The following is a 24,641-nucleotide window of genomic DNA, read 5'->3' as shown; positions in this document are numbered from 1 at the left end:
AAATCGAGGGCGTGTTGTGCGGCCGAACGGGCGATTTCGGCGGCTTTTCAGCAGGCGCCGACCCATTCCTCGGTGCCGTCGGAGAAGGTCTGGTGCTTCCAGATCGGGACCTCGTGCTTGAGGTCGTCGATCAGCATCCGGCAGGCCTCGAAGGCCTCGCCGCGGTGCGGGCAGGAGACGGCGACCACGACCGCGAGATCGCCGACGGCCAGGTCGCCGATGCGGTGTACGGCGGCCAGGGCGCGCACCGGGTACTTGGCGACGACCCGCTCTGCCACGCGGCGCATCTCGGCCTCGGCCGTCGGATGGCAGGAGTAGCCGAGCGCATCGACGTCCGCCCCGCCGTCGTGGTTGCGCACCGTTCCGACAAACAGGGTCGTACCGCCCGTGGAGTCGTCGCCGACGGCCCGGAAGACCTCGTCGAGCGAGAGCGGGGTGTCACGGATCTCGAGCAGCCGGATCGGGTCGGATGCGGCCTGCTCGCCGGGGTGGTCGAAGTGCGGTGCCATGTGTTCATCGTGCACCACGCCTCCGAAGCGGCGGAATACCCGGATCGCCCGTCCCGGCCCCGCTGCCTTGGGAGCCTCCTACAGGCCGCCGCCCGGCCCGGTCGGCGCTCGGGGTGCGGGGCGGGGCGGGTGGCCGGGCCCTGGCGGGGCTCCGGGGCGGGCGGAGCCGGCCCGGGGCGGGCGGGTCCGCCGAACCGGGCCGGCGTACCGGACCGGAGGTCAGAGGCCGCGCCGGCGGCGGGCCCGGCGGACCACCGCCGCCGCGCCCAGCAGGGCCACGGTCGCCCCCGCCGCGCCCGCGGCCGTCGCGTCCTTGCGGCCCAGCCGGCGGCCGGCGACGGTGTGCCGGCCCGCGGCCTCCTGGAGGAGCTCGGCCAGCACCTCCTCGTTGGTCCAGCGGGGCCGCCAGCCCGCCGCGTGCAGCCGGCTCACGCTGACCACCCACGGATGCATGGTGTAGGCGAGGTCGCCGGCCGGGGACGGGGTGAGGCCGATCCGGTGCAGCCGGGCGGCGGCGCCCAGCGCCACGGCGGACGGCAGCTCCATCCGCCGGATCCCGCTCAGCTCCTCGACCTCCTCCTGCTCCAGCCACCCCTCGCAGCCGACCGCCAGTTCCCCGTCGACCTTCTCCAGTGCCGCGTACTCCAGCGCCGACACCAGGTCCTCGACATGGCAGAACTGCCAGGTCGGGCGGGAGCCCGCGACCACCAGCAGGCGCGGGGACTCGAAGTAGCGGGTCAGTGCGGTGTCGGTGCCGCCGACCAGGACGGCCGGCCGCACCACGGTCACGTTCAGTCCGGGGTGCGCACGCGGCGCCCGGCGGCCCAGCCGCTCGATCTCCAGCAGGTCGCCGACGCCGGTCGCCTCGGCGGTGGCGCGCAGCTCGGAGTCCTCCGAGAGCGGAATGTCGTTGTCGGGCAGGGCGCCGTAGACCATCGCCGAGGTGCACAGCACCACGCGCCGCACTCCGGCCGCCGCGGCGGCGGTCAGCACGGTCTGGGTGCCCCGTACGTTGTACGCGGTACGGGCGGCGGAATCCGTCTCCAGATCCAGGTCCAGCGCCAGGTGGACCACCACGTCCGCGCCCCGCAGCTTGTCGGCGATCGCCGGGTCCCGGACGTCCAGGACGTGCCACTGCGCGGTCGCGCAGTCACCGCGGCGCTCGTCGATGGCCACGACCTGCTTGATCTCATCGGATGCCGCGAGCCGGGCCACCAGCGCCGCCCCGACCCCGCCGGCGGCACCGGTCACGGCCACGACGGGGCCTCGCACGGCCGGGTTTCGCGGCCGGCGAACGCCGTCGGCGACTTCGCCGGCGTCGGCCCGTTCGGGCCGGCTTTCGCCGTCGTGCGGCGCTCGAACCTGCGGATCTGGGGAACTCACCGGGCGTCTCCAGCGGTTGTCTTCAGTAGGAACGCGTCCTGACGCGTACCTACCAGGTGACGTCCATCCTGCCGCAGCCCAGGAGCCGGCGGAGCACCGAGCCCGGAAGCGGGTGGGGTGTCTACGCTGGGTGGTGTTGTCGGACCATTGCCCGCCGGCCCGAGCCGGCGGCCCTACGAGCCGAGGAAACCCGTGAGTGACACCCCATTCGGATTCGGCCTTCCGCCGGAGGAGCCGGAGAACGGCGACGAGGGCAAGAAGAAGGGCAATCAGGGCGGCCAGGCCGGTGGCCAGGGCGGTCCGGCGAATCCGTTCGGGTTCGGCGGGGCCGGCCTGCCCGGCGGTGCGGACAACCCGTTCGCCGCGATGTTCGGCGCCATGAATCCCAACGATCTCGGCGCCGCGTTCCAGCAGCTCGGGCAGATGCTGAGCTACGAGGGCGGCCCGGTGAACTGGGACATGGCCAAGGACGTGGCCCGCCAGACCGTGGCCCAGGGCACGGCGGACGGGGTCAAGGACAGCAGCGTCGGCGTGGCCGAGAAGGCGGCCGTCGAGGAAGCGGTGCGGCTGGCCGACCTGTGGCTGGACAGCGTGACCTCGCTGCCGTCCGGCGCCGGCACGGCGGTGGCGTGGAGCCGCGCCGAGTGGGTCGAGGCGACCCTGCCGGTGTGGAAGGAGCTCGTCGACCCGGTCGCCGAGCGGGTCGGCGCGGCCATGGGCCAGGTGCTGCCCGAGGAGATGCAGGCCATGGCGGGCCCGCTGCTCGGGATGATGCGCTCCATGGGCGGGGCCATGTTCGGGCAGCAGATCGGCCAGGCCGTGGGGGTGCTCGCGGGTGAGGTCGTCGGCTCGACCGATGTGGGGCTGCCGCTGGGCCCGGTCGGCAAGGCCGCGCTGCTGCCGCTGAACATCGAGTCCTTCGGCAAGGACCTGGGCGTTCCGTCGGACGAGGTCCGGCTGTACCTGGCGCTGCGCGAGGCCGCGCACGCCCGCCTGTTCGCCCATGTGCCGTGGCTGCGCTCGCACCTGTTCGGCGCGGTCGAGGGGTATGCCCGCGGTATCAAGGTGGACACCTCGAAGCTGGAGGACGTGGTCGGACAGCTCGACCCCTCCAACCCGGAGCAGCTGCAGGAAGCCCTGCAGGGCGGCATGTTCCAGCCGCAGGACACCCCGGAGCAGAAGGCGGCGCTGGCCCGGCTGGAGACGGCGCTGGCGCTGGTCGAGGGCTGGGTGGACGCGGTGGTCCACGAGGCCGCCAAGCCGCGGCTGACCTCGGCGGACGCGCTCCGCGAGACCCTGCGCCGGCGGCGTGCCACGGGTGGTCCGGCGGAGCAGACCTTCGCCACGCTGATCGGGCTGGAGCTGCGTCCGCGCCGGCTGCGGGACGCCTCGCGGCTGTGGGCCTCGCTTACCGACGCGCGCGGGGTGGACGGCCGCGACGGGCTGTGGGAGCACCCGGACATGCTGCCGACCGCCTCGGACCTGGACGACCCGGACGGGTTCGTCCACCGCGAGCAGCTGGACTTCTCGGAGATCGACAAGATGCTCGGCGAGGCGGCGCAGAAACGTGACGACCAGGGCGGCGCCGAAGACAAGGGCGACGAGGGCAAGGGCGACGAGAAGAAGTGACCCTGCACGAGGACGCGGTCCTGGTACTGAAGGCGTACGAGGACCAGCCCGAGCTCCGGGACGTCTACCTGGAGCACCTGGCGGCCCACCCGGACGGGGTCTACAAGGCATGCTCTGCCGGGCACGTCACGGCCAGCGCGCTGGTGATCGACCCGTCCCGCGGGCGGGTGCTGCTGACCCTGCACAAGAAGCTGGGCATGTGGCTCCAGATGGGCGGGCACTGCGAGCCCGGTGACGCGACGCTGGCGGAAGCGGCGCTGCGTGAGGCCCGGGAGGAGTCGGGGATCGTGTCCGGACTGGCCCTGCTGCCGGGCGGCCCGGTGCGGCTGGACCGGCATCCGATCCCGTCGCCGTGCAACTGGCACCTGGACGTGCAGTACGCGGCGCTGGCTCCGGCCGAGGCGGTGGCGGCGATCAGCGATGAGTCCCTGGACCTGCGCTGGTTCGGGTACGAGGAGGTGGCCGGGGTGGCCGACGAGTCGGTGGTCCGGCTGCTGGAGGCCACCCGCGCACGGCTCTGACGCAGGCGCGGCCCGTGTGGGCGGCCGGGGCAGGGTTCCTGCCCCGACCGCCCGCATCCGTTTCACGCCGCTCCAGGGACGCCAGGGGTGTCCCTAGTGCTGTGACCGGAAAGGTTCACCGGCCCGCGGCGTCCGGCACGGCACCTCGTCCCCCAGCTACCGCTGGGAGGTGCCCCCAGCGTTGTCGGGCCACGCAAGTACGTCCAGTACGAGCCGTTGCCCTCCGCCTTGCGATGCACCGCACCGGACGCCGCGGGCCCACCGGCAAACCTTCCCGGTCACAGCACTAGGCGCGGCTGCCGCCGAGCGAGTTGCCGCGCATGCCGAAGCCGAGCAGGCCGCCGCGCAGGTGGGTGGGCGGCAGCAGTTCGCTGGGCTGGACCAGGACGTGGCCCTCGCCCTGGAACTGCATCTCCCAGCCCTCGCCGGTTGCCCCGCGGCGGCGCCAGACCCCGGAGGTGGAGGTCGGGGCCTGGAGCTGGGTGCGCAGCGAGGTGGACCAGGCGATGACGGCGTCGGCGTCCGCGCACACGTTCTTGCCGGGTCCGACCTCCAGGACCAGCGGCTCCCCGGAGGTGAGCAGGGCGACCTGGCCGCTGCCGCTCAGCTCGAGGTTGTAGGCGCCGGCCCCGGCGATCTCGACGGCACTGTCGATGGCGACGATGCCGACGCCCAGGGTGGAGTCGAAGGCGAGGACGGACTTGCTGTCGACGGTGATGCCGCGGCCGACCTCCATGACATGGATGTGCTGGGCGAAGTTGGCCAGGTAGACATGGCCGGTGCCCTTGCACTTCATGAGTTCCAGGCCTTCGCCGGTCATCTGGCGGACATTGCGCCAGCTGTTGTTCCGGTACTGGCTCTGGAAGTCGATCTGCCCTTCGAAGGCGACCATGGCGCCCTGGCGGGCCAGGACGGAACCGCTGCCCTGGGCGACCTCGGCCTTGAGCAGCTGGGAGTTCTGGAGGGTGTAGCGCCCGGTGGACGGGACCGGGACGTGCGCGAAAAGGGTGCTGTGCATGGTGGCTCGGTGCTCCTCTCAGCCCCGGATCTTGAAACGGTCGCCGGTGTCCTCGCTGGGCTGGACGATCACGAAGCCCTGGCCCTTGAAGCCGATCTGCAGGGCTTCGCCGCTGCCGCGGCCGATCAGGGCGCTCGCCTTGACCGTGCGCTTGGCCTTCAGGTCGAGGCCGGTGGTCCAGCCGATCAGGGCGTCGGGGTCGACGTAGGTCTCCCGCTCGGCGCAGTCGAGGACGGTGGGGACGCCGCGGCTGACCAGGGCGACCCAGCCGGTGCCCCGGATGACGAGGTTGGTGAGGCCGGAGCCGGAGAGCTTGGCCAGGCCCTTGACCGGCTCGATGGCCAGCTGGAGGGTGGCGTCGCAGGCCAGCAGGGTGGCGCCGTTGACCGAGAGCGCCTCGTCGGCCAGGTGTACGACGAGGACGTCGGCGCCGTAGTCGGCGAGGAACAGGTCGCCGTCGCCCCGGCAGAGCATCAGTTTGCCGCCCTCGCCGGTGACCATTTCCTCGGCGGAGCGGCGCAGGCTTGCGGGTGCTGCGTCGAACTGGACGTAACCGTCGTAGGCGATCATCGAGCCGGCCTTGGCGATCAGGTCCTGCCCGGTGGCCATCGCGACCTTGAGGGTCTTGGCGTTGTGGACGGCCATCCGGACGCCGGTGGCGGCGACGCGGTGGGCTCCGAGTGTCTGGGTGTCCATGGCTGCCTCACACCTCGAAGGGCTGTACGACGACGAAGTTGCCGGGGGCTCCCCGGAACTGGAGGTTCACGGCCTCCCCGGTGCGGCTTGCGTATCCGGAGCGGCGAAGGCGCAGTGCCGTGGTGGTGACGGCCTGGGCGCCGGCCGACCAGGCGATGACGGCGTTGCCGTCGACGTAGGTGGCGGGTCCGACGGGCAGGACCACCGGGGTGCCGCGGGTCTTGACGACCACGGCTCCGGTGCCGGAGAAGAGCATGGAGAACAGGCCGCCGCCGGGAAGGCCGGCGCCCTCGATGCGGCGGACCTCGGTGGACAGCGATTCGTCGAAGGCGAGGACGCCCTGGGCGCTGGTGTACAGCTGGTCGGTGCCTTCGAGGCGGATGACGAAGAGCCGGCTGGCCTCGTCGGCGAGGAAGACCTCGCCGTCACCGGAGCAGCGCATCAGGGACATGCCCTGGCCGGTGAGCTGACCGGTCAGCTTGCCCAGCAGGCCGGAGCCCTTGTGGGCGAAGTCGATGTCGCCCTGGTAGGCGACCATGCTGCCCTGACGGGCCAGGATGGCCTGGTTCTTGGTGAGGGTGACGCGGACCTGCTGGGGGTTCTGCTCGGTCCAGCGGTCGCCGACGGCCACCTCGGCGTACTTCCTGAGGACCACGCGCAGACCGGCCTCCGGGGGCACCGGGGCGAGGCTCTGGACGGCTCCGAAGGGCGGGGCCACGGGGGCGCCGGGCGGCGGTACTGCGCCGAACGGCGGGGCGGTGGCGGCCGGCGGGGCCTGCGGGGCGGGGGCCGCCGGTGCGGGCACGGCGCCGAACGGCGGCGGGGAGCCGAAGGCGGCGGTCTGCGGGGCCGGGCTGGTGAAGTCCGGGGCGGTGGCCTGCGCGGGAACGGGCGCCGCGGGCGGCGGCGTCGGCTGCGGCGCCGTCTGCTGCGGCGGCGCGGTGACCGGGGCGGGCGGGGCGAAGGCCGGGGGCGCGAAGGCCGGGGCGGGCTGCTGCGCGGCGGGCGGGGCCGGGGCGGGCTCCTGCTCCTCGGCGACCTCGCCGCCGAAGTTCTTCAGGAGGGCGTCCAGGCCGCCGTCGAAGCCCTGGCCGACGGCGGCGAAGCGCCAGACGTCCTTGAGGTAGAAGTCGCCGAGCATCACCGCGCGCTCGGTGGTGAACTCCGAGCCGGTGAAGGCGTAACGGACGACTTCTTCGCCGCCCGCGACGATCCGGATGTACCCGGGCCCGACCTGGGACATGGTCCCGGCGCCGTCGAGGGTCGCGGTGAAGGACAGCTTCTGGATGGCGGCCGGGATCCGGTCGAGCGTCACCCGGAACGCCTCGGTGTCACCGGCCTGCGCGCCGAGCTGCTGGATCGACTCCTCGGGCGATTTCGGCTGGTTGTAGAAGATGAAGTACCGGTCGTCGGAGAGCTGTTCGTCCGCATCGAGCCCGAAGCAGCTGATGTCGAAGCTCAGTCCGGGCCCGTCGATCCGGACGCCTACGTAGAGATCCGTCCCCGCCGTCAGATCACTGATCTTGGCCTTGTGGCCGCGTTGGAATTCCCTGGCCATGTGCTACGACCGTCCCCCATCCGAAAGTGAATGCGTGCCGTCAGGCTATCCGCAACGGCTCGGATCGGGCCAAGCCTGTGGATGTCCCGATACACACCGCCGACCTGCCGACCCGCTGACCGGCTGTCATTCCTCGCGGGCGGCGGGCACCTTCGGCAGCCGTTCCGCGGCGACCACCCCCTCCAGGTAGCCGCGGGCCCGCTCGGTCCGCGGATACGCCTCCAGCAGCTCCCAGAACCGCGGCCCGTGGCCGGGCACCAGCAGGTGGGCCAGCTCGTGCAGCAGCACGTAGTCGACCACGTACTCCGGCATGCCCTGAAGGCGGTGGGACAGCCGGATGCTGCCCTCGGCCGGGGTGCAGGAACCCCAGCGGGTGTTCTGGTTGGTGACCCAGCGCACCGAGCGGGCGCGGGCCCGGCCGCCGAAATACTGCTCGGACAAACGCCCGGCGCGTGCGGCGAGTTCTGTGTCGCCGAGGGTCCGCCGGCTCTCCTGGGCGGCCAGTTTGTCCAGCATGACGCCCACCCAGCGCCGTTCCTCGGCCTCCGACATCCGTGCAGGGATGAGCACGACCGTCCGGTCACCCTCGCGGTAGGCGGATACGGTCCTGCGGCGGCGCGCGCTCCGGCGGACTTCGACGGCACGCTGCGATGGGTCGGCGGACACGCCATGACGGTACCCGCTGGCCACGACCGAAGTCCCGTCATCTCGTATGACGAATAGGTGGGGGTTGTGGACAGGCCATGACGGCCGTTCCCGGGGGTGGGCATTCTGCCGGTACGGAGCGGAACAAGGGGGAATGGCGATGTATCCGAGGGTGAAGCCGGTGCTGGCGCGGGCCTGGCGTGATCTGCAGACCGTTCAGTTCGGGGTGACTCCTGCGCATGCCGTGGTGCTCGGGCCGGTGGACACGGCGACGGGATCGCTGATCGACCGGATCGACGGGACCCGTGGCATGGACCTGCTGCGGGCCGAGGCGAAGGCGATGGGGATGCCCGAGGGCCGGGCGGACGAACTCGTGCGGCGGCTGGCGGCGGCCGGACTGATCGACGACGCCACGGCGGGCGACCCGGGGGTCCGGGCGCTGCGCCAGGAAGCCCCGGAGCGGCTGGGCCCCGATCTGGGTTCGCTGTCGGTGGTGCGCCCGGCCCCGGCCGGGATACAAGAGGGGCTGGCGGCCCGCCGGGCGGTCCATGTGCAGGTGCGCGGGGCCGGCCGGGTCGGGGCGGCGGTTGCGGCGGTACTGGCGGCGGCCGGGGTCGGCCGGGTGGAGGTGCTGGACGGGGGCCGGGTGGAGCCCGGGGACCTGGCGCCGGGCGGGCTGGGTGCCGAGAGCGTGGGCCGGCTGCGGGCGGAGGCCGCGGCGGGGCTGGTCCGCGGGGCGGCTGCGGGCCGGCCGCGCAGAGCCGCCGGACGGCAGGCCGCCGTGCCGGGGCCGGCCCTGGTGGTGATCGCTCCGCGGGACGGGTTACAGGCCTGGGCGCCGGATCCGGACATCGCCGCCGACTGGATCGGGGCGGGGATCCCGCACGTGTATGCGGGCGTGCTGGAGGGCACCGGGGTGGTGGGGCCGCTGGTGCTGCCGGGCGGGACGGCCTGCGCCGGCTGTATGGAGCGGGAGCGGATCGCCCGGGACGCGGCCTGGCCGCGACTGCTGGTGCAATGGCGTTCGGCCCATCGGCGCCGGGCCGTGCCCGCCTGCGATCTGGGGCTGGCGACCGCGGTGGCGGGGCTGGCAGCCGCCCATGCCCTGGCCTTCCTCGACGGGGAGCTGCCCGCCTCCACCGGTGCCCGCTGGGAGGCGGCGCTTCCCGGACTCCACTGGGAGCAGGTGGAGCTGACCCCTCATCCGGAATGCGGCTGCGGTGCGGCGGGAGACCGGGAGGGGGACTCGTCCGGCGCGCAGGAGCGGCAGGACACAATGGCCGGATGACCCGCCGCTCGCGGCACAGGTGTCAGCTCACTGGAGGGGCGTATGTCTGATCTTCCCCGCAAGGCGGTCACCCGGACCGCGAAGCTGGCTGCGCTGCCGCTCGGCATCGCCGGCCGGGCAACCTGGGGACTGGGCAAACGGATCGGCGGGAAGTCGGCGGAGATCGTGGCGCGCGAGCTGCAACAGCGCACCGCCGAGCAGCTGTTCCGCGTGCTGGGAGAGCTGAAGGGCGGGGCGATGAAGTTCGGGCAGGCCCTGTCCGTGTTCGAGTCCGCGCTGCCGGAGGAGGTGGCCGGGCCCTACCGGGCGGCGCTGACGAAACTACAGGAGGCGGCGCCGCCGCTGCCGGCGGCGACGGTGCACCGGGTGCTGGCGGACCGGCTGGGTGCGGACTGGCGCGAGCTGTTCGTCTCCTTCGAGGACAAGCCGGCGGCGGCGGCTTCGATCGGGCAGGTGCACCGGGCGGTGTGGCACGACGGGCGGGAGGTCGCGGTCAAGGTGCAGTACCCGGGGGCCGGCGAGGCCCTGTTGTCGGACCTCAAGCAGCTCGGCCGGTTCGCGGGCCTGCTGGGGCCGCTGATACCGGGCATGGACATCAAGCCGCTGATCAAGGAGCTGCGCAACCGGGTCGCCGAGGAGCTGGACTACGAGCTGGAGGCGGAGGCCCAGCGGATCCATGCGGAGGCCTTCGAGGGGGATCCGGACGTGCTGGTGCCGGACGTGGTGCACCAGGGCGACCAGGTGCTGGTCACCGAATGGGTGGAGGGCGTGCCGCTCTCCGAGGTGATCCAGGACGGCTCGGCGGCGGAACGGAACCGTGCGGGCCAGCTGCTGGCCCGGTTCCTGTTCTCGGGACCGGCCAGGACGGGCCTGCTGCATGCGGACCCGCACCCGGGCAACTTCCGTCTGGTGACCGGGGCGGACGGCTCGGTTCGGCTGGGTGTGCTGGACTTCGGCACGGTGGACCGGCTGCCGGGAGGGCTGCCGAAGTCCATAGGCGTGTCCCTGCGGATGACTCTGCAGGGCGATGCCGAGGCGGTGTACGAGCAGTTGTGCGCCGAGGGGTTCGTCAAGGACTCCATCGCCCTCGACCCGGACACCGTGCTGGACTATCTTCGTCCGATCATCGAGCCGGCCGAGGTGGCGGAGTTCACCTTCACCCGGGACTGGATACGCGGCCAGGCGGCCCGGATCGCCGATCCGCGCTCCCCCGCACACCAGTTGGGCAAGCAGCTCAATCTGCCTCCGTCGTACCTGTTGATCCACCGGGTCACCCTCAGCACGATCGGGGTGCTGTGCCAGCTGGGTGCCACGGTGCGGCTGCGCGACGAACTGGAGGCCTGGCTGCCGGGGTTCCCGGCCGAGGGCTGACGGGGCCGGGGGGCCGGTCACCACCAGGAGGAGTCGAGTCTGCCTTCGATCGCCCGGATGTTGGCCCGGGCGCAGTCGTGGCAGAAGTACTGCCGGACGCCGTTCTCCATGGAGCAGGTCCAGGTGATCGGGGCTCCGTCGGGGGATCGGGTGCCGCAGCGGGCGCACACGACGGTCCTGGCCTCGGGGTCCCGCGGGGCGGGGTGGGGGGTCGGCTGGTCCACCTCCAGACGATACCGCCGCGCGGGCGGGCGGGTGTCCGCAACGCACCGGGGGGACCGGTCCGTTCGGACCGGTCCCCCCGGGTGGCTGCCTTTCGGCGATCAGTGCATGACGGCCATGGCCAGCGCGCGCCGGGCGCGCAGGGAAGCGCGTTCGGCACGGCGCTGCATACGGCGCGCGTTGACCAGGCGCATCGCGCGCCGGTCGGCGTCCGCCTCACGCAGGCGGTCGGCCATATGCGCGCGGGCCAGGGCTTCTGGGATGAGTTGCATTTCGCGGGTCCTGTTCTGGCGCGAGGTGATGGCGCCGGTGGTGATGAAGTCTTCGGTGGCGGAGGCTGCCTTGGAGGGGGTCAGCTCGCTCGTGGTGTGCGGGGTCATGAGGGCCTGCTTCAGGGGGTCGTGCGTCAGGGGGCGGTCGATGGTTCCGGCGGCGTTCATACCGCGACCGGGTTCTTGCGCGGGCGGCCACGGGGCCGCTTGCGGGCAACGACCACGCCCTGGACGAAGAGCTCGCCACCCCAGACACCCCAGGGCTCACGGCGCTCCTGGGCACCGGCGAGGCAGGCCTCGACGAGCGGGCAGGTGCGGCAGAGGGACTTGGCGTACTCGACATCGGCCGGAGACTCGGCGAAGAAGACCTCCGGGTCGTACGAGCGGCAGGGGACGGGTACGCCGAGGTTCTCGATGGCGTCGTCGAGCGCGGTGAGCGCGGTGAGCGGAGTCAAGGTGGAGTCCTCCGGGACTGCAGGCGGGGAGATCGTTCGGTTCTGCGGTACGGACGGGGCGTGCGCTTCGAGTTGCACGGTGTTTTCTTCCTCGTCTTTGTTGACTAGTCGTTCCGGCCTGTTGGCCGGGGTCGGCTGGTACCTGGTCTTGCCAGTCCCGAGGCCCCTTCGCTCCGTCGTCCCCGTTCGGGGACAAACAGAAGGGCCGCGGATCCCGGGTGGGGTTCCGCGGCCCTGAAGGCGCCGGCCAGATCATGCGATCAGGCTGGATCACTCCAGGGTTCGAGCCCGCGGAAGGCCCACATCAGGTCGTGCTGCTGCGTCGTCTGCTTCAGGGATCCGGCACCGGTTGCGGCAAGGGCATAGGCGGCATGTGCTGCCCGCTCCTGCTCTACTGCCACCGGTGCCTGGGTCGGTCGCTCATTGCGCTCGCGGACCGGAAGGGTGGCAACGGCGGCCAGGCTGCTCGCGGAAATCGCGGACAGACCGGTGCCCTGACCCAGGAACGCGGGGGCAGCAACGAGCGAAGAGGAGCCGAGCAGGCAGGAAGCGGCAACCGGACGATCGGTCATTTTGGTCTCGGTCATGAAGCTGATCACTGGTCTCGCCTCCTCTCGGCGTCTCAAGGGGACTGGCTGGTGGGCCGGTCCCGCACGTATTCGGATAAGTACAGCACGAGGACAGGGCTTCGGAGAAACCGCCGTTCCCGTGGTTAAGAACCTATGGGGATTGCCAGGGCATGCGCAAACTATTTTTCCGACGAGTTTCTACGCGTCGTCCCCGGCCTCGCCCTCAGGCTCCTGGCCTGCGCAGATGGCCAACACATCGGCTCCGTACCGGTCGAGCTTGCGACCGCCCACCCCGGAGATCATCGCGAGCTCGCCCTCCTCGGAGGGGGCCGCTTCGGCGATCGCCATGAGGGTCTTGTCGGTGAAGACGCAGTACGCGGGCAGCCCCTGGACCTTCGCCTGGGCCGCGCGCCACTCCCGGAGCCTCTCGTAGAGCCCCTCGTCCATGTCGGACGGACAGTCTTCGCAGCGCATCAGCTTCAGCTCGCCCGCTTCGGTGAGGGTCTTGCCGCAGACCCGGCACAGCACCGGCCCCCGCCGGGCCCGCTTGCGGGAGCCGCCCTCGGCGGCGATCCGGCTGCCGGGGGCCGCGGAGCCGGGCCGCAGGCCGTTCAGGAACCGGCTGGGCCTCCTGGACCCCCGGCCGCCGGGGGCACGGGACAGGGCCCAGGAGAGGGTCAGGTGCAGCCGGGCCCGGGTGATGCCCACGTAGAGCAGCCGGCGCTCCTCCTCGATCTGCTCGTCCGTCTTGGCGTAGGTGATCGGCATCATGCCGTCGGTCAGCCCGACCAGGAACACCGCATCCCATTCCAGGCCCTTCGCGGCATGCAGGGAGGCGAGGGTGACGCCCTGGACGGTCGGGGCGTGCTGGGCGGCCCGGCGCTCCTCCAGCTCCACCGAGAGGTCGGCCAGGGTGGCTCCGGGGCGGCTGCGGGCAAAGTCCTCGGCGACCCGGACCAGGGCGGCCAGCGACTCCCACTGGTCGCGCACGGCACCCGAACCGGCCGGCGGTTCGGGGGTCCAGCCGCTCGCGCTGAGCACCGCCCGCACCTGGGCGGCCAGCTCGACCACATCGTCGAGCAGCGGGTCGTTGGCCCTGGAGTGGGCGGCTCCGCGCAGGGTCACCAGGGCCCGCTGCACCTCGGGGCGCTCGAAGAAGCGCTCCGCGCCGCGCAGCTGGTAGGGCACCCCGGCGTCCGCCAGGGCCTGCTCGTAGACCTCGGACTGGGCGTTGATCCGGAAGAGCACGGCGATCTCCCCGGCCGGGACCCCGGCCCGGATGAGGTCGCGGATCCGGCGGGCGACGCCCTCGGCCTCGGCGGGCTCGTCCGCGTATTCGGCGTAGACCGGATCGGGGCCGGGGTCGCGCTGGGAGATCAGTTCCAGCCGGTGCTCGGCCGCCCGGCCCCGGGCCTGGTTGAGCACCCCGTTGGCCAGGTGGACCACCTGGGGGGTGGAGCGGTAGTCGCGGACCAGCTTGACCACGGTGGCCTGCGGGAACCGGGTGCGGAAGGTCAGCAGGTGGTCGGGGGTGGCGCCGGTGAAGGAGTAGATGGTCTGGCTGGCGTCGCCGACCACGCACAGGCTGTCCCGGTCGCCGAGCCAGAGCTCCAGCAGCCGCTGCTGGAGCGGGCTGACGTCCTGGTACTCGTCGACCACGAAGTGCTGGTACTGGCTGCGGATGGTCTGGGCGATGTCCTGGCGGTCCTGGAGGATGCCGACGGTGAGGAGCAGCACGTCCTCGAAGTCGATCATTCCGCGGTCGCGTTTGAGCTGTTCGTACGTCCCATAGATCTGTGCGATTTCGGCCATGTCCCGGGGGGCCTCGCGGTCGGCCTTGAGGGCCGCCGCCGGGTAGTCGGCCGGGACGGTCTGGGTGACCTTCGCCCACTCGATCTCGCCGGTGACGTCGCGCAGCTCGTTCCGGTCGAGGCGGATCCGGCAGCGGGCGCCGGCCTCGGCCACCAGCTGGATCTTGCGCTCGACCAGCCGGGGCAGGTCGCCACCGATCGCTTTCGGCCAGAAGTACTGGAGCTGCCGGAGGGCCGCGGAATGGAAGGTCCGGGCCTGCACCCCGCCCGCGCCGAGGCTCCGGAGCCGGCCGCGCATCTCGCCGGCGGCACGGTTGGTGAAGGTGACGGCGAGCACACTGGCCGGCATCAGCTGGCCGGACCGGACCCCGTACGCGATGCGGTGGGTGATGGCCCGGGTCTTGCCGGTACCGGCACCCGCGAGCACGCACACCGGCCCGCGCAGGGTCGTGGCGACCTCGCGCTGTTCCGGGTCCAGGCCGAGGAGAACCGCGTCGGCGGACTCGGCGACGGCCGGGAAGGATGAGGAGTGCGGTGCTGCTGTCACCCGACCATGCTGCCAGGTCCGGTGGGCCGGACGGGAAAGTTGTCCACAGCCCCGTTCCAGCACCCGCCCCGGCACCCGCCCCAGCCCCCGCCCCGGCCACCGGACCGGTGGGGCGGGAATGGCCCGGCGGTGCCGTACGTTCGAGTACCTGGATCCACCCCCAGCCCCGAAGGAGAGCGCCCCCATGCAGGACAAGGGTTCCGTGACGATGTACAGCACCACCTGGTGCGGCTACTGCCGCCGGCTGAAGACCCAGCTGGACCGGGAAGGCATCGCGTACACCGAGATCAACATCGAGCAGGACCCCGAGTCCGCGGCGTTCGTCGAGAAGGCCAACGGTGGCAACCAGACCGTTCCCACGGTCCTCATCGTCTCCCCCTCGGGCAATGAGTCGGTCATGACCAACCCGAGCCTGGCCCAGGTGCAGCAGGCGCTCGCCGTCTGAGCACCGCACCGCCCGGTACGACACGCAGCAGGCCCCCGCCGAGGCGGGGGCCTGCTGCCGTACGGGGGCAGGGGGCGGGTCAGGCGCCCGGCCTCGGCAGCGGCCGGCCGTACCAGAGCTCGACCAGGCGGGCAGCGATGGAGATGCCCGACGGCGGAAGGACCTCGCCCCGCTCGATGGCGATGCGGAGGTCGTCCCGGGAGAACCAGCGCGCCTCCTGGATCTCCTCTCCGTCCACGTTGATCTCGGAGGAGACCGCGCGGGCGATGAAGCCCAGCATCAGGCTGTACGGGAAGGGCCAGGGCTGGCTGGCGACGTACTCGACCTCGCCGACCCGGACGCCCGCCTCCTCCCACACCTCCCGGACCACGGACTGCTCGATGGACTCACCGGGCTCCACGAACCCGGCCAGGGTCGAGAAGCGGCCCTCCGGCCAGTGCACCTGGCGGCCCAGCAGGGCGCGGTCCTGGTCGTCCGTGACCAGCATGATCACGGCCGGGTCGGTGCGCGGGTAGTGCTCGGCGCCGCAGCCGGGGCAGCGGCGGATGTGGCCGGCCGCCGCGACGACGGTGCGCTCGCCGCAGCGGGAGCAGAAGCGGTGCATCCGCTGCCAGTTCTCCAGGGCGACCGCGTGCACCATCAGCGCGGCGTCCCGCGGCGGCAGCAGCAGGCCCGCCTCGCGGAGCCCGGCGGGCCGCGCCTGCTGGTCCATCCGGCCCGGCAGGGAGTCCTTCTGCAGCGCGAAGTAGCTGACGCCGTCCTCGTCGGTGCCGAGGAAGTAGCGGTGCGTCTCGGTGAGCGGCGCCTCGAAGGCGGGGGTCATGACGATCCCGGTCCCGCCGTCCGGGGTGTCGTCGATCAGGACCTGGCCGCCGGAGACCACGAACACCCGGGTGGTGGGGTGGCTCCAGGCGGCGGCCAGCCATGCCTCGTCGAGGCGGTGGTGCGCGGCGCGGTCGACACCGCCGGGCGCGGTGAGAGAGACGGGCCGCTCGGTCGAGATGCTCACAGGTACTTCCAACTCCCCCGTTGTGGGACAGGCAGCAGACTCTGGTTCGGATACGTGGTGTGCGGTGCGGGCTGCGGGTGCGGGTTTTCTGGTGCGGGTTTTCGGGTGCGGGCTGCGGGGGTCAGACGGAGGGCGCGGCGGGCGGCGCCGGCCAGGTCTCCGCGAGGTCCCCCCACAGGTACGCGGCGGTCTCCACCCCCTTCAGCAGGAGGTCCAGTTCGACCTTCTCGTTCGGGGAGTGCCAGCCGTCGGACGGGACGGAGATGCCGAGGAACAGCACAGGCGCGCCCAGCACGTCCTGGAGGTCCGCGGCCGGCCCCGAACCGCCCTCGCGGGTGAAGCGGATCTTCTGGCCGAAGGCGCGGCCCATGGCCCGGACCACGGATTGCAGCGCCGGGTGGTCCAGCGGGGTGAGGCAGGGCCGGGTGGGCGCGCCAAAGCTCACGCAATGCCGGATTCCGGCGGGTACCCGCTCCTCGACCCACCGGGTCACGGCCGTCTCGACCTGGTACGGGTCCTGGCCCGAGACCAGCCGGAAGGACAGCTTCAGCTGCGCGGAGGCCGGCACGATGGTCTTGCCGCCGGGGCCCTGGTAGCCGCCGCCGATGCCGTTGACCTCGGCCGTCGGCCGGGCCCAGACCCGCTCCAGGGTGGAGTACCCGGCCTCGCCGAGGGTGCCGTACGACCTGGCCGTACGCAGCCACTCCGCCTCGTCGAAGGGGAGCTCGGCGATCAGCTCGCGCTCGGCCTCGGTCAGCTCGGCGATGTTGTCGTAGAAGCCGGGGATGGTGACCCGCTCGTCGGCGTCGTGGAGGGCCGCGACCAGCCGGGCGGCCACGGTGGCCGGGTTGGGCACGGCGCCGCCGAAGGCTCCGGAGTGGATGTCCTGGTCGGGTCCGTACAGCTCGATCTCGCAGTCGGCGATGCCGCGCATGCCGGTGCAGACGGTCGGCGTGGTCTCGTTCCACATGCCGGTGTCGGAGACGATCACGACATCGGCGGCGAGTTCGGCCGCGCGGGCCTCGACCAGGGCCCGGAAGTGGGTGGAGCCGGACTCCTCCTCGCCCTCGATCAGCAGCTTGAGGTTGACGGCCGGGGCGGCCCGGCCGGTCGCGGCGAGGTGGGCGCGGACGCCGAGGGTGTGGAAGAACACCTGCCCCTTGTCGTCGGCGGCACCCCGCGCGTACATCCGGCCGTCCCGGACCACCGGCTCGAAGGGCTCGGTGTGCCAGCCGTCGGCGAGGGCGGCGGGCTGTACGTCGTGGTGGCCGTAGACGAGGACGGTCGGCGCGGCCGGGTCCCCGCTGGGCCAGTGGGCGAACACGGCGGGGGCTCCGGGGGTTTCCCAGATCTCGGCGGTCGGGAAGCCGGTGTCCTTGAGCCGGGCGGCCAGCCATTCGGCGCTGCGCCGCACGTCTCCGTCGTGCTCGGGCTGGGCCGAGACAGAGGGGATGCGCAGCCAGTCGGCGAGGTCGTCGAGGAAGGCGGCGCGGTGCTGGTCGATGTACGCGCGGACGGCGTTGTCCGAGGTCTGGCTCATGGATACGAGCCTAGCTGTCCGGTCCTTGGTCACTTTCCGGGTCCGTTTTGCCTAGGAGGATCCTCTCAAGGCGGGCCCGGGTGGGCAGGTTGCGGGGGCGGATGACCCGGCCGCTGCGGACGTGCAGGAACACGGCCGTGACCCGGTCGAGGGGGGTACCGGTGGTCTCCGCCCAGGCCAGCCGGTAGACGGCGAGCTGGAGGGGGTCCGCCTCGGTGGTGCGGCCGGTCTTCCAGTCGACGATCTCGTAGCCGCCGTCCGCCGTCCGGTACACGGCGTCGATCCGGCCGCGGATGACCCGGCCGGCCAGGGTGAGCTGCACCGGGACCTCCATCCGGTGCGGGGTGCGGTCGGCGTACGGGCTGCGCTCGAAGGCCTCCTTGAGCGCGGCCAGGTCGCGTTCGTCGGCGATTTCCTGGTCGGATCCGGGCAGGTCGGCGACGGGGTCGAGGACATCGAGCAGGGGCAGCGGGAGGTCCTCGAACCGGGACTCCACCCAGGCGTGGAAGCGGGTGCCCTGGCGGGCGGCGGGCTGCGGGGGCTTGGGCATGGGGCGGGCGAGTTCGCGTACGAAGGCCTGCTCGTCGGCGGCGAGCCGGAGCAGGTCGCTCGCGGAGAGGGCGGCGGGCAGCACCACGTCCCGTACGGCGGCACGGGCGCGGCGGAGTTCGCCCTCGAGGGCGTCGAGGTCGCGGTCCCAGGAGGCGATGGCCCGGGCGTCCTCGTGTGTCAGGTCGGCGGTGGCTGCGCCCGCGCCCGGCTCGGAACGGGGGTGCGGCTGCGGCTGCGGCTGCGGCTGCGGCTGCGCGGGGATGGCCGGGTGCCGCTGCGCGGAGCCTTCCCCCGCCCCGCCCTCCCCCTGGCTTCGCCGGGGGGACCCCCATCCCGAAACCGGGGCTCCGCCCCGGACCCCGTTCTCGTCCGCGGCGCTGGGCGCCGGGACGGGCTCCGCCCACGGGTCCTCGTCCGGCCAGGGTTCGGTGTCGTAGGACGGTTCGGTGCAGTCCGGGGGCCAGAGGTACTCGTCCTCCGACGGCCCGGGCTCGGGCTCCGGGGGCGGGGCTGCCAGGTACGACTCCACCAGGGCGGCAGCCGCGCGGCGCAGCCGCAGCGAGTCCGGGTCCAGCGGGAGCGGCCAGGAGTGGTCCGGGGTGGAATCCTCGGCGAGGGCCGGGTTTTCGGCCTCCGGCTCCGGCTCCGCCGCCCACGCCTCGATCTCGCCGAAGCCCGCCGCGCAGTGGTCGTACAGCGCGGTCAGGAACTCCGACGGGCCGCGGCGGCGCTTCTGGGTCGGCCCCCACCAGTGCCCGGAGCCGAGCAGCAGGGAGCGCGGGCGGGTGAAGGTGACGTAGCCGAGGCGGAGTTCCTCGGTGGACTGGTGCGAGCGGAGCCCGGTCTTGAAGGCCTTCATACCGGCCGAGGTCCACGGCGGGTCCGCCGGGAGGGTGGCCGCGTCTCCGCGCAGCGCGTGCGGCAGCACCCTGGCATAGGAGGTCCAGGCCTCGCGGGGCTGCCCGCTCGGGAACGCGCCCGCGTACAGCCCGGGGACGGCGACCACGTCCCATTCCAGGCCCTTGGACTTGTGGGCGGTGAGCACCTTGACCGTGTTCTCGCCGCCGGGCAGGGCGTTGTCCAGGCCCTTCTCGTACCGGGCGGCGGTCCGCAGGAAGGAGAGGAAGGCCAGTAGCGAGGCCTCGCCGTCGAGCGCGGCGAAGCCGGCGGCCACGTCCAGGAAGTTGGACAGGGTCTCGCGGCGGCGGGCGGCCAGCGCGTGCGGGGAGGCGGCGAGCTCCACATCGAGGCCGGTGGCCGCCAGGATCCGGTGCAGGACGTCCATCAGCGGGTCGGCGAGGGACCGGCGCAGGTCGCGCAGTTCCTGGGCGAGGTGCGCAAAGCGGATCCGGGCGTCCGCGGAGAACGGCAGCCCGTCGTCGGCTCCCCCGGCGGAGCCGCCCCCGCCGTCCAGGAAGGTCTCCAGGGCGTCGGACAGCGACACGATCTCCGCCGGGTCCACTCCCTCCACGGCGGCGGCCAGCCGCAGGTCCGGGTCTTCGGCCCGGCCGGCGTCCCGCGCCACCAGCAGCCGGGCCCGGCGCCCGAGCAGCGCCAGGTCGCGGGCACCGATCCGCCACCGGGGGCCGATGAGCAGGCGGACCAGCGAGGCGTTCGCCCCCGGGTCCTGGAGCACCTCGCAGACGGCCACCAGGTCGGCGACCTCGGGCAGGTGCAGCAGCCCGGACAGGCCGACCACCTCCACCGGGACGTCCCGGGCCACCAGCGCGGCCTGGATCGCCGCGAAGTCGCCGCCGGAGCGGCACAGCACCGCGATGTCCTTGGGCTGGGTGCCCGTACGCACCTGGTGGGCGAGGGTGTCGGCGAGCCAGGCCAGCTCCTCGGCGTGGGTGTCGAGGAGGGCGCAGCGGACGAAGCCCGCGTGTTCCGCGCCCTCGGCCGGACGGAGCGCCTCCACTCCCTCGTGTAGTTCGCGGAGGGGTGCGGCCAGGCGGTTGGCGAGGTCCAGCAGACGGCCGCCGCTGCGCCGGTTCTCGCTGAGCGACTGGCGGGTGGCCGGGGTGCCGTCGGCGTGCGGGAAGTGCGCCGGGAAGTCGTCGAGGTTGGCCACGGAGGCGCCGCGCCAGCCGTAGATGGCCTGGCAGGGGTCGCCGACGGCGGTGACGGCATGCCCGGTGCCGCCGCCGAAGAGGCCGGAGAGCAGCAGCCGCTGGGCCACCGAGGTGTCCTGGTACTCGTCGAGCAGGACGATGCGGAATTCCTCGCGGAGCAGCGCACCGACCTCGGGTCGGGTGGTGGCCAGCTGTGCGGAGAGGGCTATCTGGTCGCTGAAGTCGAGCAGGTCGCGGGAGCGCTTGGCGGCGCGGTAGCGGCCGACGAGCTCGAGGAGTTCCAGCCGGCCGCGGGCCGCCTCGGGCACCTTGCGGAGGTCGTCGTTGCTGAGCCGGGCCTCCGCGAGGGTGTCCAGCAGGGCGGTGTCGTACGTCCGCAGGGCCGCCGGCTCGACCAGGTGCTCGGACAGCTCGGCGTCCAGCGCGAGCAGGTCGCCGACGAGGTCGGGGAGGGACCGGGTGAGCGCCGGGTACGGGCCGGGGGCCTCGCGGAGCACCCGGGCGGCGAGCTGGAAGCGGGTGGCGTCGGCGAGCAGCCGGGCACTGGGCTCCAGGCCGATGCGCAGGCCGTGGTCCTTGAGGAGCTGGCCGGCGAAGGCGTGGTACGTGGAGATGCGCGGCTCTCCGGCGGCGGCGGCGGCGTCGGCGGTGGTGTCGGCGGTGGCCGCCGGGCCGGGGAGGGGGTCCGGGTCGGTGATGCCGGCCCGGGCGAGGGCGATCCGGACCCGCTCGGCCAGCTCGCCCGCGGCCTTGTTGGTGAAGGTCAGGCCGAGCACCTGGGCGGGGGCAACGGCGCCGGTGCCGACCAGCCAGACCACCCGGGCCGCCATCACGGTGGTCTTGCCGGAGCCGGCGCCGGCCACGATGACCTGGGGGGCGGGCGGGGCGGTGATGCAGGCGGTCTGTTCGGGCGTGAAGGGGATACCGAGGAGCTCCTTGAGCTGCTCGGGGTGGGTGAGGCGGGGGGCACGTCCGGACACCCGTCAAGGCTAGCCGGGACCACCGACACCCCCGCCCGCGAGCGAGCCGTGGCCAGCAGGGCTGCTCGGCTACGCGGCTATTGGATGGTCTGCCGGCCCTCCGGCCGGGCGCTGCATGCGGAACGGAACGAGCAGTGGTCGCAGTGGGAGCCGGTGGCGGGGGCGAAGCGTTCGTCGAGGACCCGGCCGGCCGCGGTGGCGAGGAGTTCGCCGACCCACTCCCCGGAGGGGCCGTCGTACAGCGGCTGCTGCGCCTGCACCTTGGGCTCGGCCGAGCCCTGGCGGAGGTGGACCAGTTCGGCGCCGCCCGGCTCGGGCCTGGCGCCGTCGAAGTGCTCGTCGACCGCACCCTCGCGGACGGCGAGCTGGTAGACGGCGAGCTGCGGGTGCCGGTCGACCTCGGCGCGGGTCGGGGCGTTCTTGCCGGTCTTGAAGTCGACCACGTACGCACGGCCCTGCGCATCGGCCTCGACGCGGTCCATGGAGCCGCGGATGCGGACGGCGTACTCGCCCGCCTCCAGGGTGACGTCGAAGTCCTGCTCGGTGGCGACGGGGGTGCGCCCGGACCGGTCGGAGTGGTGCCAGCGCAGGAAGCGCTCCAGGGCGGCGCGGGCGTTCTCCTTCTCCTGCCGGGACTTCCAGGGCGCGTCGAAGGCGAGGGCGTCCCAGACGGAGTCCAGGCGTTCCATGAGGACGTCGAGATCGGCGGGGGTGCGGCCGGAGGCCACCTCGTCGGCGAGGACGTGGACCACGTTCCCGAAGCCCTGGGCGGCGGTGGCGGGGGTGTCGGCCTTGACCTCGCGGCCCAGGAACCACTGGAGGGAGCAGGTCTTGGCGAGCTGGTCGAGGGCGCTGCCGGAGAGGGCGACGGGGCGGTCCCGGTCGCGCAGCGGGACGCTGCTGCGGGTGGGCTCGTACAGGCCCCACCAGCGCTGCGGGTGCGCGGCGGGGACCAGCGGGCGGCCCTCGTCGTCGGTGAGCGCGGCCAGCCGGGCGAGGCGGCGGGCGGCGGCGTCGCGGAGGGCGGGCGAGGCGTTCGGGTCGACGGTGGTGGAGCGCAGCTCGGCGACGAGGGCGGGGACGGCGAGGGGGCGGCGGGGCCGGCCGGTGACGTCCTGGGGGGTGACGCCGAGTTCGGTGAGGAAGCGGGAGGGCTGGTCGCCGTCGTCGGCGGCGGCCTTGACGGCGGTGACGACGAGGCGGTCGCGGGCGCGGGTGGCGGCGACGTAGAAGAGGCGGCGTTCCTCGGCGAGCAGGGCGCCGGGGGTGAGGGGTTCGGCGAGGCCGTCGATGCCGATGCGGTCGGCTTCGAGGAGGGAGCCACGGCGGCGGAGGTCGGGCCACAGCCCTTCCTGGAGGCCGGCGACCACGACGAGGCCCCACTCCAGGCCCTTGGAGCGGTGGGCGGTCATGAGGCGGACGGCGTCGGGGCGGACGGACCTGCCGGTGAGGGTGTCGGCGGCGATGTCCTCGGCTTCGAGCTGTTCGAGGAAGTTGAGCGCGCCACGGCCGCCGGTACGTTCCTCCGCGCGGGCGGCGGTGTCGAAGAGGGCGCAGACCGCGTCGAGGTCGCGGTCGGCGTTGCGGCCGGCGGCGCCGCCGCGGCGGGCGTTGCGTTCCAGGCGGGCGGGCCAGGGGGTGCCGTCCCAGAGGGTCCAGAGCGCCTCTTCGGCGGTGCCGCCGCCGGCGAGCAGCTCGGTGGCCTTGCGGAGGAGGGTGCCGAGACGGTGGGCGCTGCGGGCGTGGGCCGGGTCGTGGGCGAGGAGCCGCTCGGGCTCGGCGAGGGCACGGGCGAGGAGGACGTCCGAGGGCGGGGGCACGAGGACCCCGCCGGCGCGCTCCTCCTCGCGCAGGGCGCGGCCGAGCCGCCGCAGGTCGGCGGCGTCCATCCCGCCGAGCGGCGACCCGAGCAGTCCGATGGCCACCTCGACCATGGCTTGGCCGGCCGGGTCCGGGTCGACGTCCGCGGCGACGCTCGGCCGCGCCTCCGAAGGCACGTCTCCGCCGGCCGGGTCCGGGTCCGGGCCGAGATCCGCGGCGACGCTCGGCTCCGCCTCCGAAGGCACGGCGCCGGCCGGGGCCGGGTCCTGTGCGGGCGCGGCCGGGCCGGCTGCGGCGCGCTGCCCAGGCACGTCTCCGCCGGCCGGGTCCGGGTCCTGCACGGGCGCGGCATCGCCGGCCGGCTCCGGGTCCGGGCCGGGGTCCGCGGCGAGGCTCGGCCCCGCCTCCGAAGGCACGGCCGGGCCGGCCGTGGGGCCCTCGGGGTCCGAAGCGGTCAGGGCCGATTCCGCGCACAGGCGGAGGGCCGCCAGGAGGGGGGCGACGGCCGGTTCGTGGCGGAGCGGGATGTCCGCGCCGTCCGTCTCCACCGGGACGCCCGCCGAGACCAGGGAGCGCCGCATCGACGGCAGGGTCCGGCCGCCCGCCCGGACCAGGACGGCCATGTCCCGCCACGGCACCCCGTCCTCCAGGTGCGCCCGCCGCAGGATGTCCGCGATGTTGTCCAGTTCCGCGCCGGCCGTCGGGTAGGTGAAGACCTCCAGCCGGCCCCCGCCCCGGGTCGGCCGGAGCTCCCGGTGGGCGCGGACCGCCGCCACCGGGAGCCGGGGTACCGGCATCCGGGTGGTCAGCAGCCGGGTGGCCGTCAGCAGGGTGGCCGCCGAGCGGCGGGAGACCGTGAGCGGGGTGACCGTCGCGCCGGGGAAGGACGCCTGGAAGTCGAGGATTCCGTTCACATCGGCGCCGCGGAACGCGTAGATCGACTGGTCGGGGTCGCCGAAGGCGGTCAGCCGTGCGCCGGCCGCCGTCAGCGCCTGCAGCAGCCGGATCTGCGAGGCGTCCGTGTCCTGGTACTCGTCCACGTAGATCGCGTCGTACAGGGAGGCGACGGACGGGGTCCGCTCCGCCAGCAGCACCGCCCGGTGCACCAGCTCGGTGTAGTCCAGGGTGCCCTGCATGTCCAGGACGTCCAGGTATTCGGAGAGGAACGCGGCGGCAGCCGCCCAGTCCGGGCGGCCGGTGCGCCCGGCGAATGCGGCGAGGGCCTCCGGGGCCAGCCCCAGTTCCCGGGTCCGGGCGAGCACGGCCCGGACCTCGTCGGCGAAGCCCCGGGTGGTCAGCGCGGCCCGCAGGTCGTCCGGCCAGGGGATGGACTTCAGCTCGCGCTGCCCTTCCAGCAGCGCGCGGACGGTCACGTCCTGCTCCGGACCGGACAGCAGCCGCAGCGGTTCGGTGAAGAGTTCCGCGTCCTGGTGGGCGCGCAGCAGGGCATAACAGAAGGAGTGGAAGGTGGTGGCCTGTGGCGCCCGCGCGCCGCCCAGCCGCAGGGCGGCGCGGTCACGGAGTTCCACCGCGGCCTTGCGGCTGAAGGTGAGGATCAGGATCCGCCCGGGATCCGTGCCCGACTCGACCCGGGCTGCGGCTGCCTCGACCAGGGTGGTGGTCTTGCCGGTGCCCGGTCCGGCAAGGACGAGCAGCGGGCCGGCGGTGTGGTCAACCACAGCCTGCTGTGCTGCGTCCAGGACAGGGGTACCCACCGGTTCCGTTCCG

General features: G+C 73.4%; 20 protein-coding genes. 5 read left to right on the top strand and 15 right to left on the bottom strand.

Annotated features, from left to right (window positions below):
* Positions 1 to 47: 47 nt before the first annotated feature.
* The gene (locus DEJ50_RS21725; protein ID WP_150209621.1) at positions 48 to 509 is read right to left on the bottom strand and encodes a molybdenum cofactor biosynthesis protein MoaE; all 462 of its coding nucleotides are present in this window, start codon (positions 507 to 509) and stop codon (positions 48 to 50) included.
* 219 nt (positions 510 to 728) lie between these two features.
* Entirely contained in the window at positions 729 to 1,781 is a 1,053-nt protein-coding gene (locus DEJ50_RS21720) for an SDR family oxidoreductase (protein ID WP_150209620.1), read from the bottom strand.
* A 303-nt stretch (positions 1,782 to 2,084) separates the two neighbouring features.
* Between DEJ50_RS21720 and DEJ50_RS21715 the strand changes: the two genes are divergently transcribed.
* Both DEJ50_RS21715 and DEJ50_RS21710 read left to right on the top strand, forming a co-directional pair.
* Positions 2,085 to 3,521 (top strand): zinc-dependent metalloprotease, encoded by a 1,437-nt coding sequence (locus DEJ50_RS21715; protein WP_150209619.1) that lies wholly within the window; start codon positions 2,085 to 2,087, stop codon positions 3,519 to 3,521.
* Entirely contained in the window at positions 3,518 to 4,042 is a 525-nt protein-coding gene (locus DEJ50_RS21710; RefSeq protein ID WP_150209618.1) for an NUDIX hydrolase, read from the top strand. Before DEJ50_RS21715 ends, DEJ50_RS21710 begins: the two co-directional genes overlap by 4 nt.
* A 286-nt stretch (positions 4,043 to 4,328) precedes the next feature.
* Here DEJ50_RS21710 and DEJ50_RS21705 read toward each other — a convergent pair whose 3' ends face one another.
* From DEJ50_RS21705 to DEJ50_RS21690, 4 genes are all read right to left on the bottom strand, one after another.
* Entirely contained in the window at positions 4,329 to 5,060 is a 732-nt protein-coding gene (locus tag DEJ50_RS21705; RefSeq protein ID WP_150209617.1) for an AIM24 family protein, read from the bottom strand.
* A gap of 18 nt (positions 5,061 to 5,078) precedes the next feature.
* Positions 5,079 to 5,756: an AIM24 family protein gene (locus DEJ50_RS21700; RefSeq protein WP_150209616.1), complete on the bottom strand. Its 678-nt coding sequence runs from the start codon at positions 5,754 to 5,756 to the stop codon at positions 5,079 to 5,081.
* A 7-nt stretch (positions 5,757 to 5,763) separates the two neighbouring features.
* Positions 5,764 to 7,314, bottom strand: a complete 1,551-nt coding sequence (locus DEJ50_RS21695) for a TerD family protein (protein WP_150209615.1) — start codon at positions 7,312 to 7,314, stop codon at positions 5,764 to 5,766.
* Positions 7,315 to 7,440: 126 nt separating this feature from the next.
* A complete protein-coding gene (locus DEJ50_RS21690) occupies positions 7,441 to 7,980 on the bottom strand; it encodes a M48 family metallopeptidase (RefSeq protein ID WP_150209614.1) in 540 nt (179 codons plus the stop codon).
* 139 nt (positions 7,981 to 8,119) lie between these two features.
* Here DEJ50_RS21690 and DEJ50_RS21685 point away from each other — a divergent pair, with 139 nt between their 5' ends.
* Both DEJ50_RS21685 and DEJ50_RS21680 read left to right on the top strand, forming a co-directional pair.
* A complete protein-coding gene (locus tag DEJ50_RS21685) occupies positions 8,120 to 9,247 on the top strand; it encodes a TOMM precursor leader peptide-binding protein (RefSeq protein ID WP_150212277.1) in 1,128 nt (375 codons plus the stop codon).
* A gap of 42 nt (positions 9,248 to 9,289) precedes the next feature.
* On the top strand, positions 9,290 to 10,618 hold the full coding sequence (locus tag DEJ50_RS21680; protein WP_150209613.1) for an ABC1 kinase family protein: 1,329 nt from the start codon (positions 9,290 to 9,292) through the stop codon (positions 10,616 to 10,618).
* A 17-nt stretch (positions 10,619 to 10,635) separates the two neighbouring features.
* Here the strand turns inward: DEJ50_RS21680 and DEJ50_RS21675 are convergent, their stop codons facing one another.
* The 5 genes from DEJ50_RS21675 to DEJ50_RS21655 all read right to left on the bottom strand — a co-directional run bounded on the left by DEJ50_RS21675 (position 10,636) and on the right by DEJ50_RS21655 (position 14,494).
* Positions 10,636 to 10,842 carry a hypothetical protein gene (locus DEJ50_RS21675; protein ID WP_150209612.1) on the bottom strand — a complete coding sequence of 69 codons (207 nt, stop codon included), beginning with the start codon at positions 10,840 to 10,842 and terminating at the stop codon, positions 10,636 to 10,638.
* Positions 10,843 to 10,941: 99 nt separating this feature from the next.
* Positions 10,942 to 11,280, bottom strand: a complete 339-nt coding sequence (locus tag DEJ50_RS21670; protein WP_150209611.1) for a hypothetical protein — start codon at positions 11,278 to 11,280, stop codon at positions 10,942 to 10,944.
* Positions 11,277 to 11,645 (bottom strand): WhiB family transcriptional regulator, encoded by a 369-nt coding sequence (locus DEJ50_RS21665; protein WP_150209610.1) that lies wholly within the window; start codon positions 11,643 to 11,645, stop codon positions 11,277 to 11,279. The genes DEJ50_RS21670 and DEJ50_RS21665 overlap by 4 nt, the downstream gene beginning before the upstream one ends.
* 182 nt (positions 11,646 to 11,827) lie before the next feature.
* Entirely contained in the window at positions 11,828 to 12,166 is a 339-nt protein-coding gene (locus tag DEJ50_RS21660) for a hypothetical protein (protein WP_150209609.1), read from the bottom strand.
* A gap of 168 nt (positions 12,167 to 12,334) precedes the next feature.
* Complete coding sequence (locus DEJ50_RS21655; protein WP_190344605.1) at positions 12,335 to 14,494, bottom strand: ATP-dependent DNA helicase UvrD2; 2,160 nt, start codon at positions 14,492 to 14,494, stop codon at positions 12,335 to 12,337.
* A 184-nt stretch (positions 14,495 to 14,678) separates the two neighbouring features.
* Here DEJ50_RS21655 and DEJ50_RS21650 point away from each other — a divergent pair, with 184 nt between their 5' ends.
* A complete protein-coding gene (locus DEJ50_RS21650; protein WP_150209607.1) occupies positions 14,679 to 14,939 on the top strand; it encodes a mycoredoxin in 261 nt (86 codons plus the stop codon).
* Positions 14,940 to 15,018: 79 nt separating this feature from the next.
* On the opposite strand, the gene nudC is transcribed toward DEJ50_RS21650, so the two are convergent.
* The 4 genes from nudC to DEJ50_RS21630 form a co-directional block, all read right to left on the bottom strand.
* Positions 15,019 to 15,960 (bottom strand): NAD(+) diphosphatase, encoded by a 942-nt coding sequence (nudC, locus tag DEJ50_RS21645; protein WP_150209606.1) that lies wholly within the window; start codon positions 15,958 to 15,960, stop codon positions 15,019 to 15,021.
* A 109-nt stretch (positions 15,961 to 16,069) separates the two neighbouring features.
* Positions 16,070 to 17,488 (bottom strand): dipeptidase, encoded by a 1,419-nt coding sequence (locus DEJ50_RS21640; RefSeq protein ID WP_150209605.1) that lies wholly within the window; start codon positions 17,486 to 17,488, stop codon positions 16,070 to 16,072.
* Between the two features lie 10 nt (positions 17,489 to 17,498).
* Positions 17,499 to 21,092, bottom strand: a complete 3,594-nt coding sequence (locus tag DEJ50_RS21635; protein WP_150209604.1) for an ATP-dependent DNA helicase — start codon at positions 21,090 to 21,092, stop codon at positions 17,499 to 17,501.
* Between the two features lie 77 nt (positions 21,093 to 21,169).
* Complete coding sequence (locus tag DEJ50_RS21630) at positions 21,170 to 24,628, bottom strand: ATP-dependent helicase (protein ID WP_223837866.1); 3,459 nt, start codon at positions 24,626 to 24,628, stop codon at positions 21,170 to 21,172.
* Positions 24,629 to 24,641 lie beyond the last annotated feature (13 nt).

The sequence above is a fragment of the Streptomyces venezuelae genome (genome assembly GCF_008642295.1).
In the GTDB taxonomy this organism is placed as follows: domain Bacteria; phylum Actinomycetota; class Actinomycetes; order Streptomycetales; family Streptomycetaceae; genus Streptomyces; species Streptomyces venezuelae_C.
This window is presented reverse-complemented; position numbering and strand designations above follow the sequence as displayed.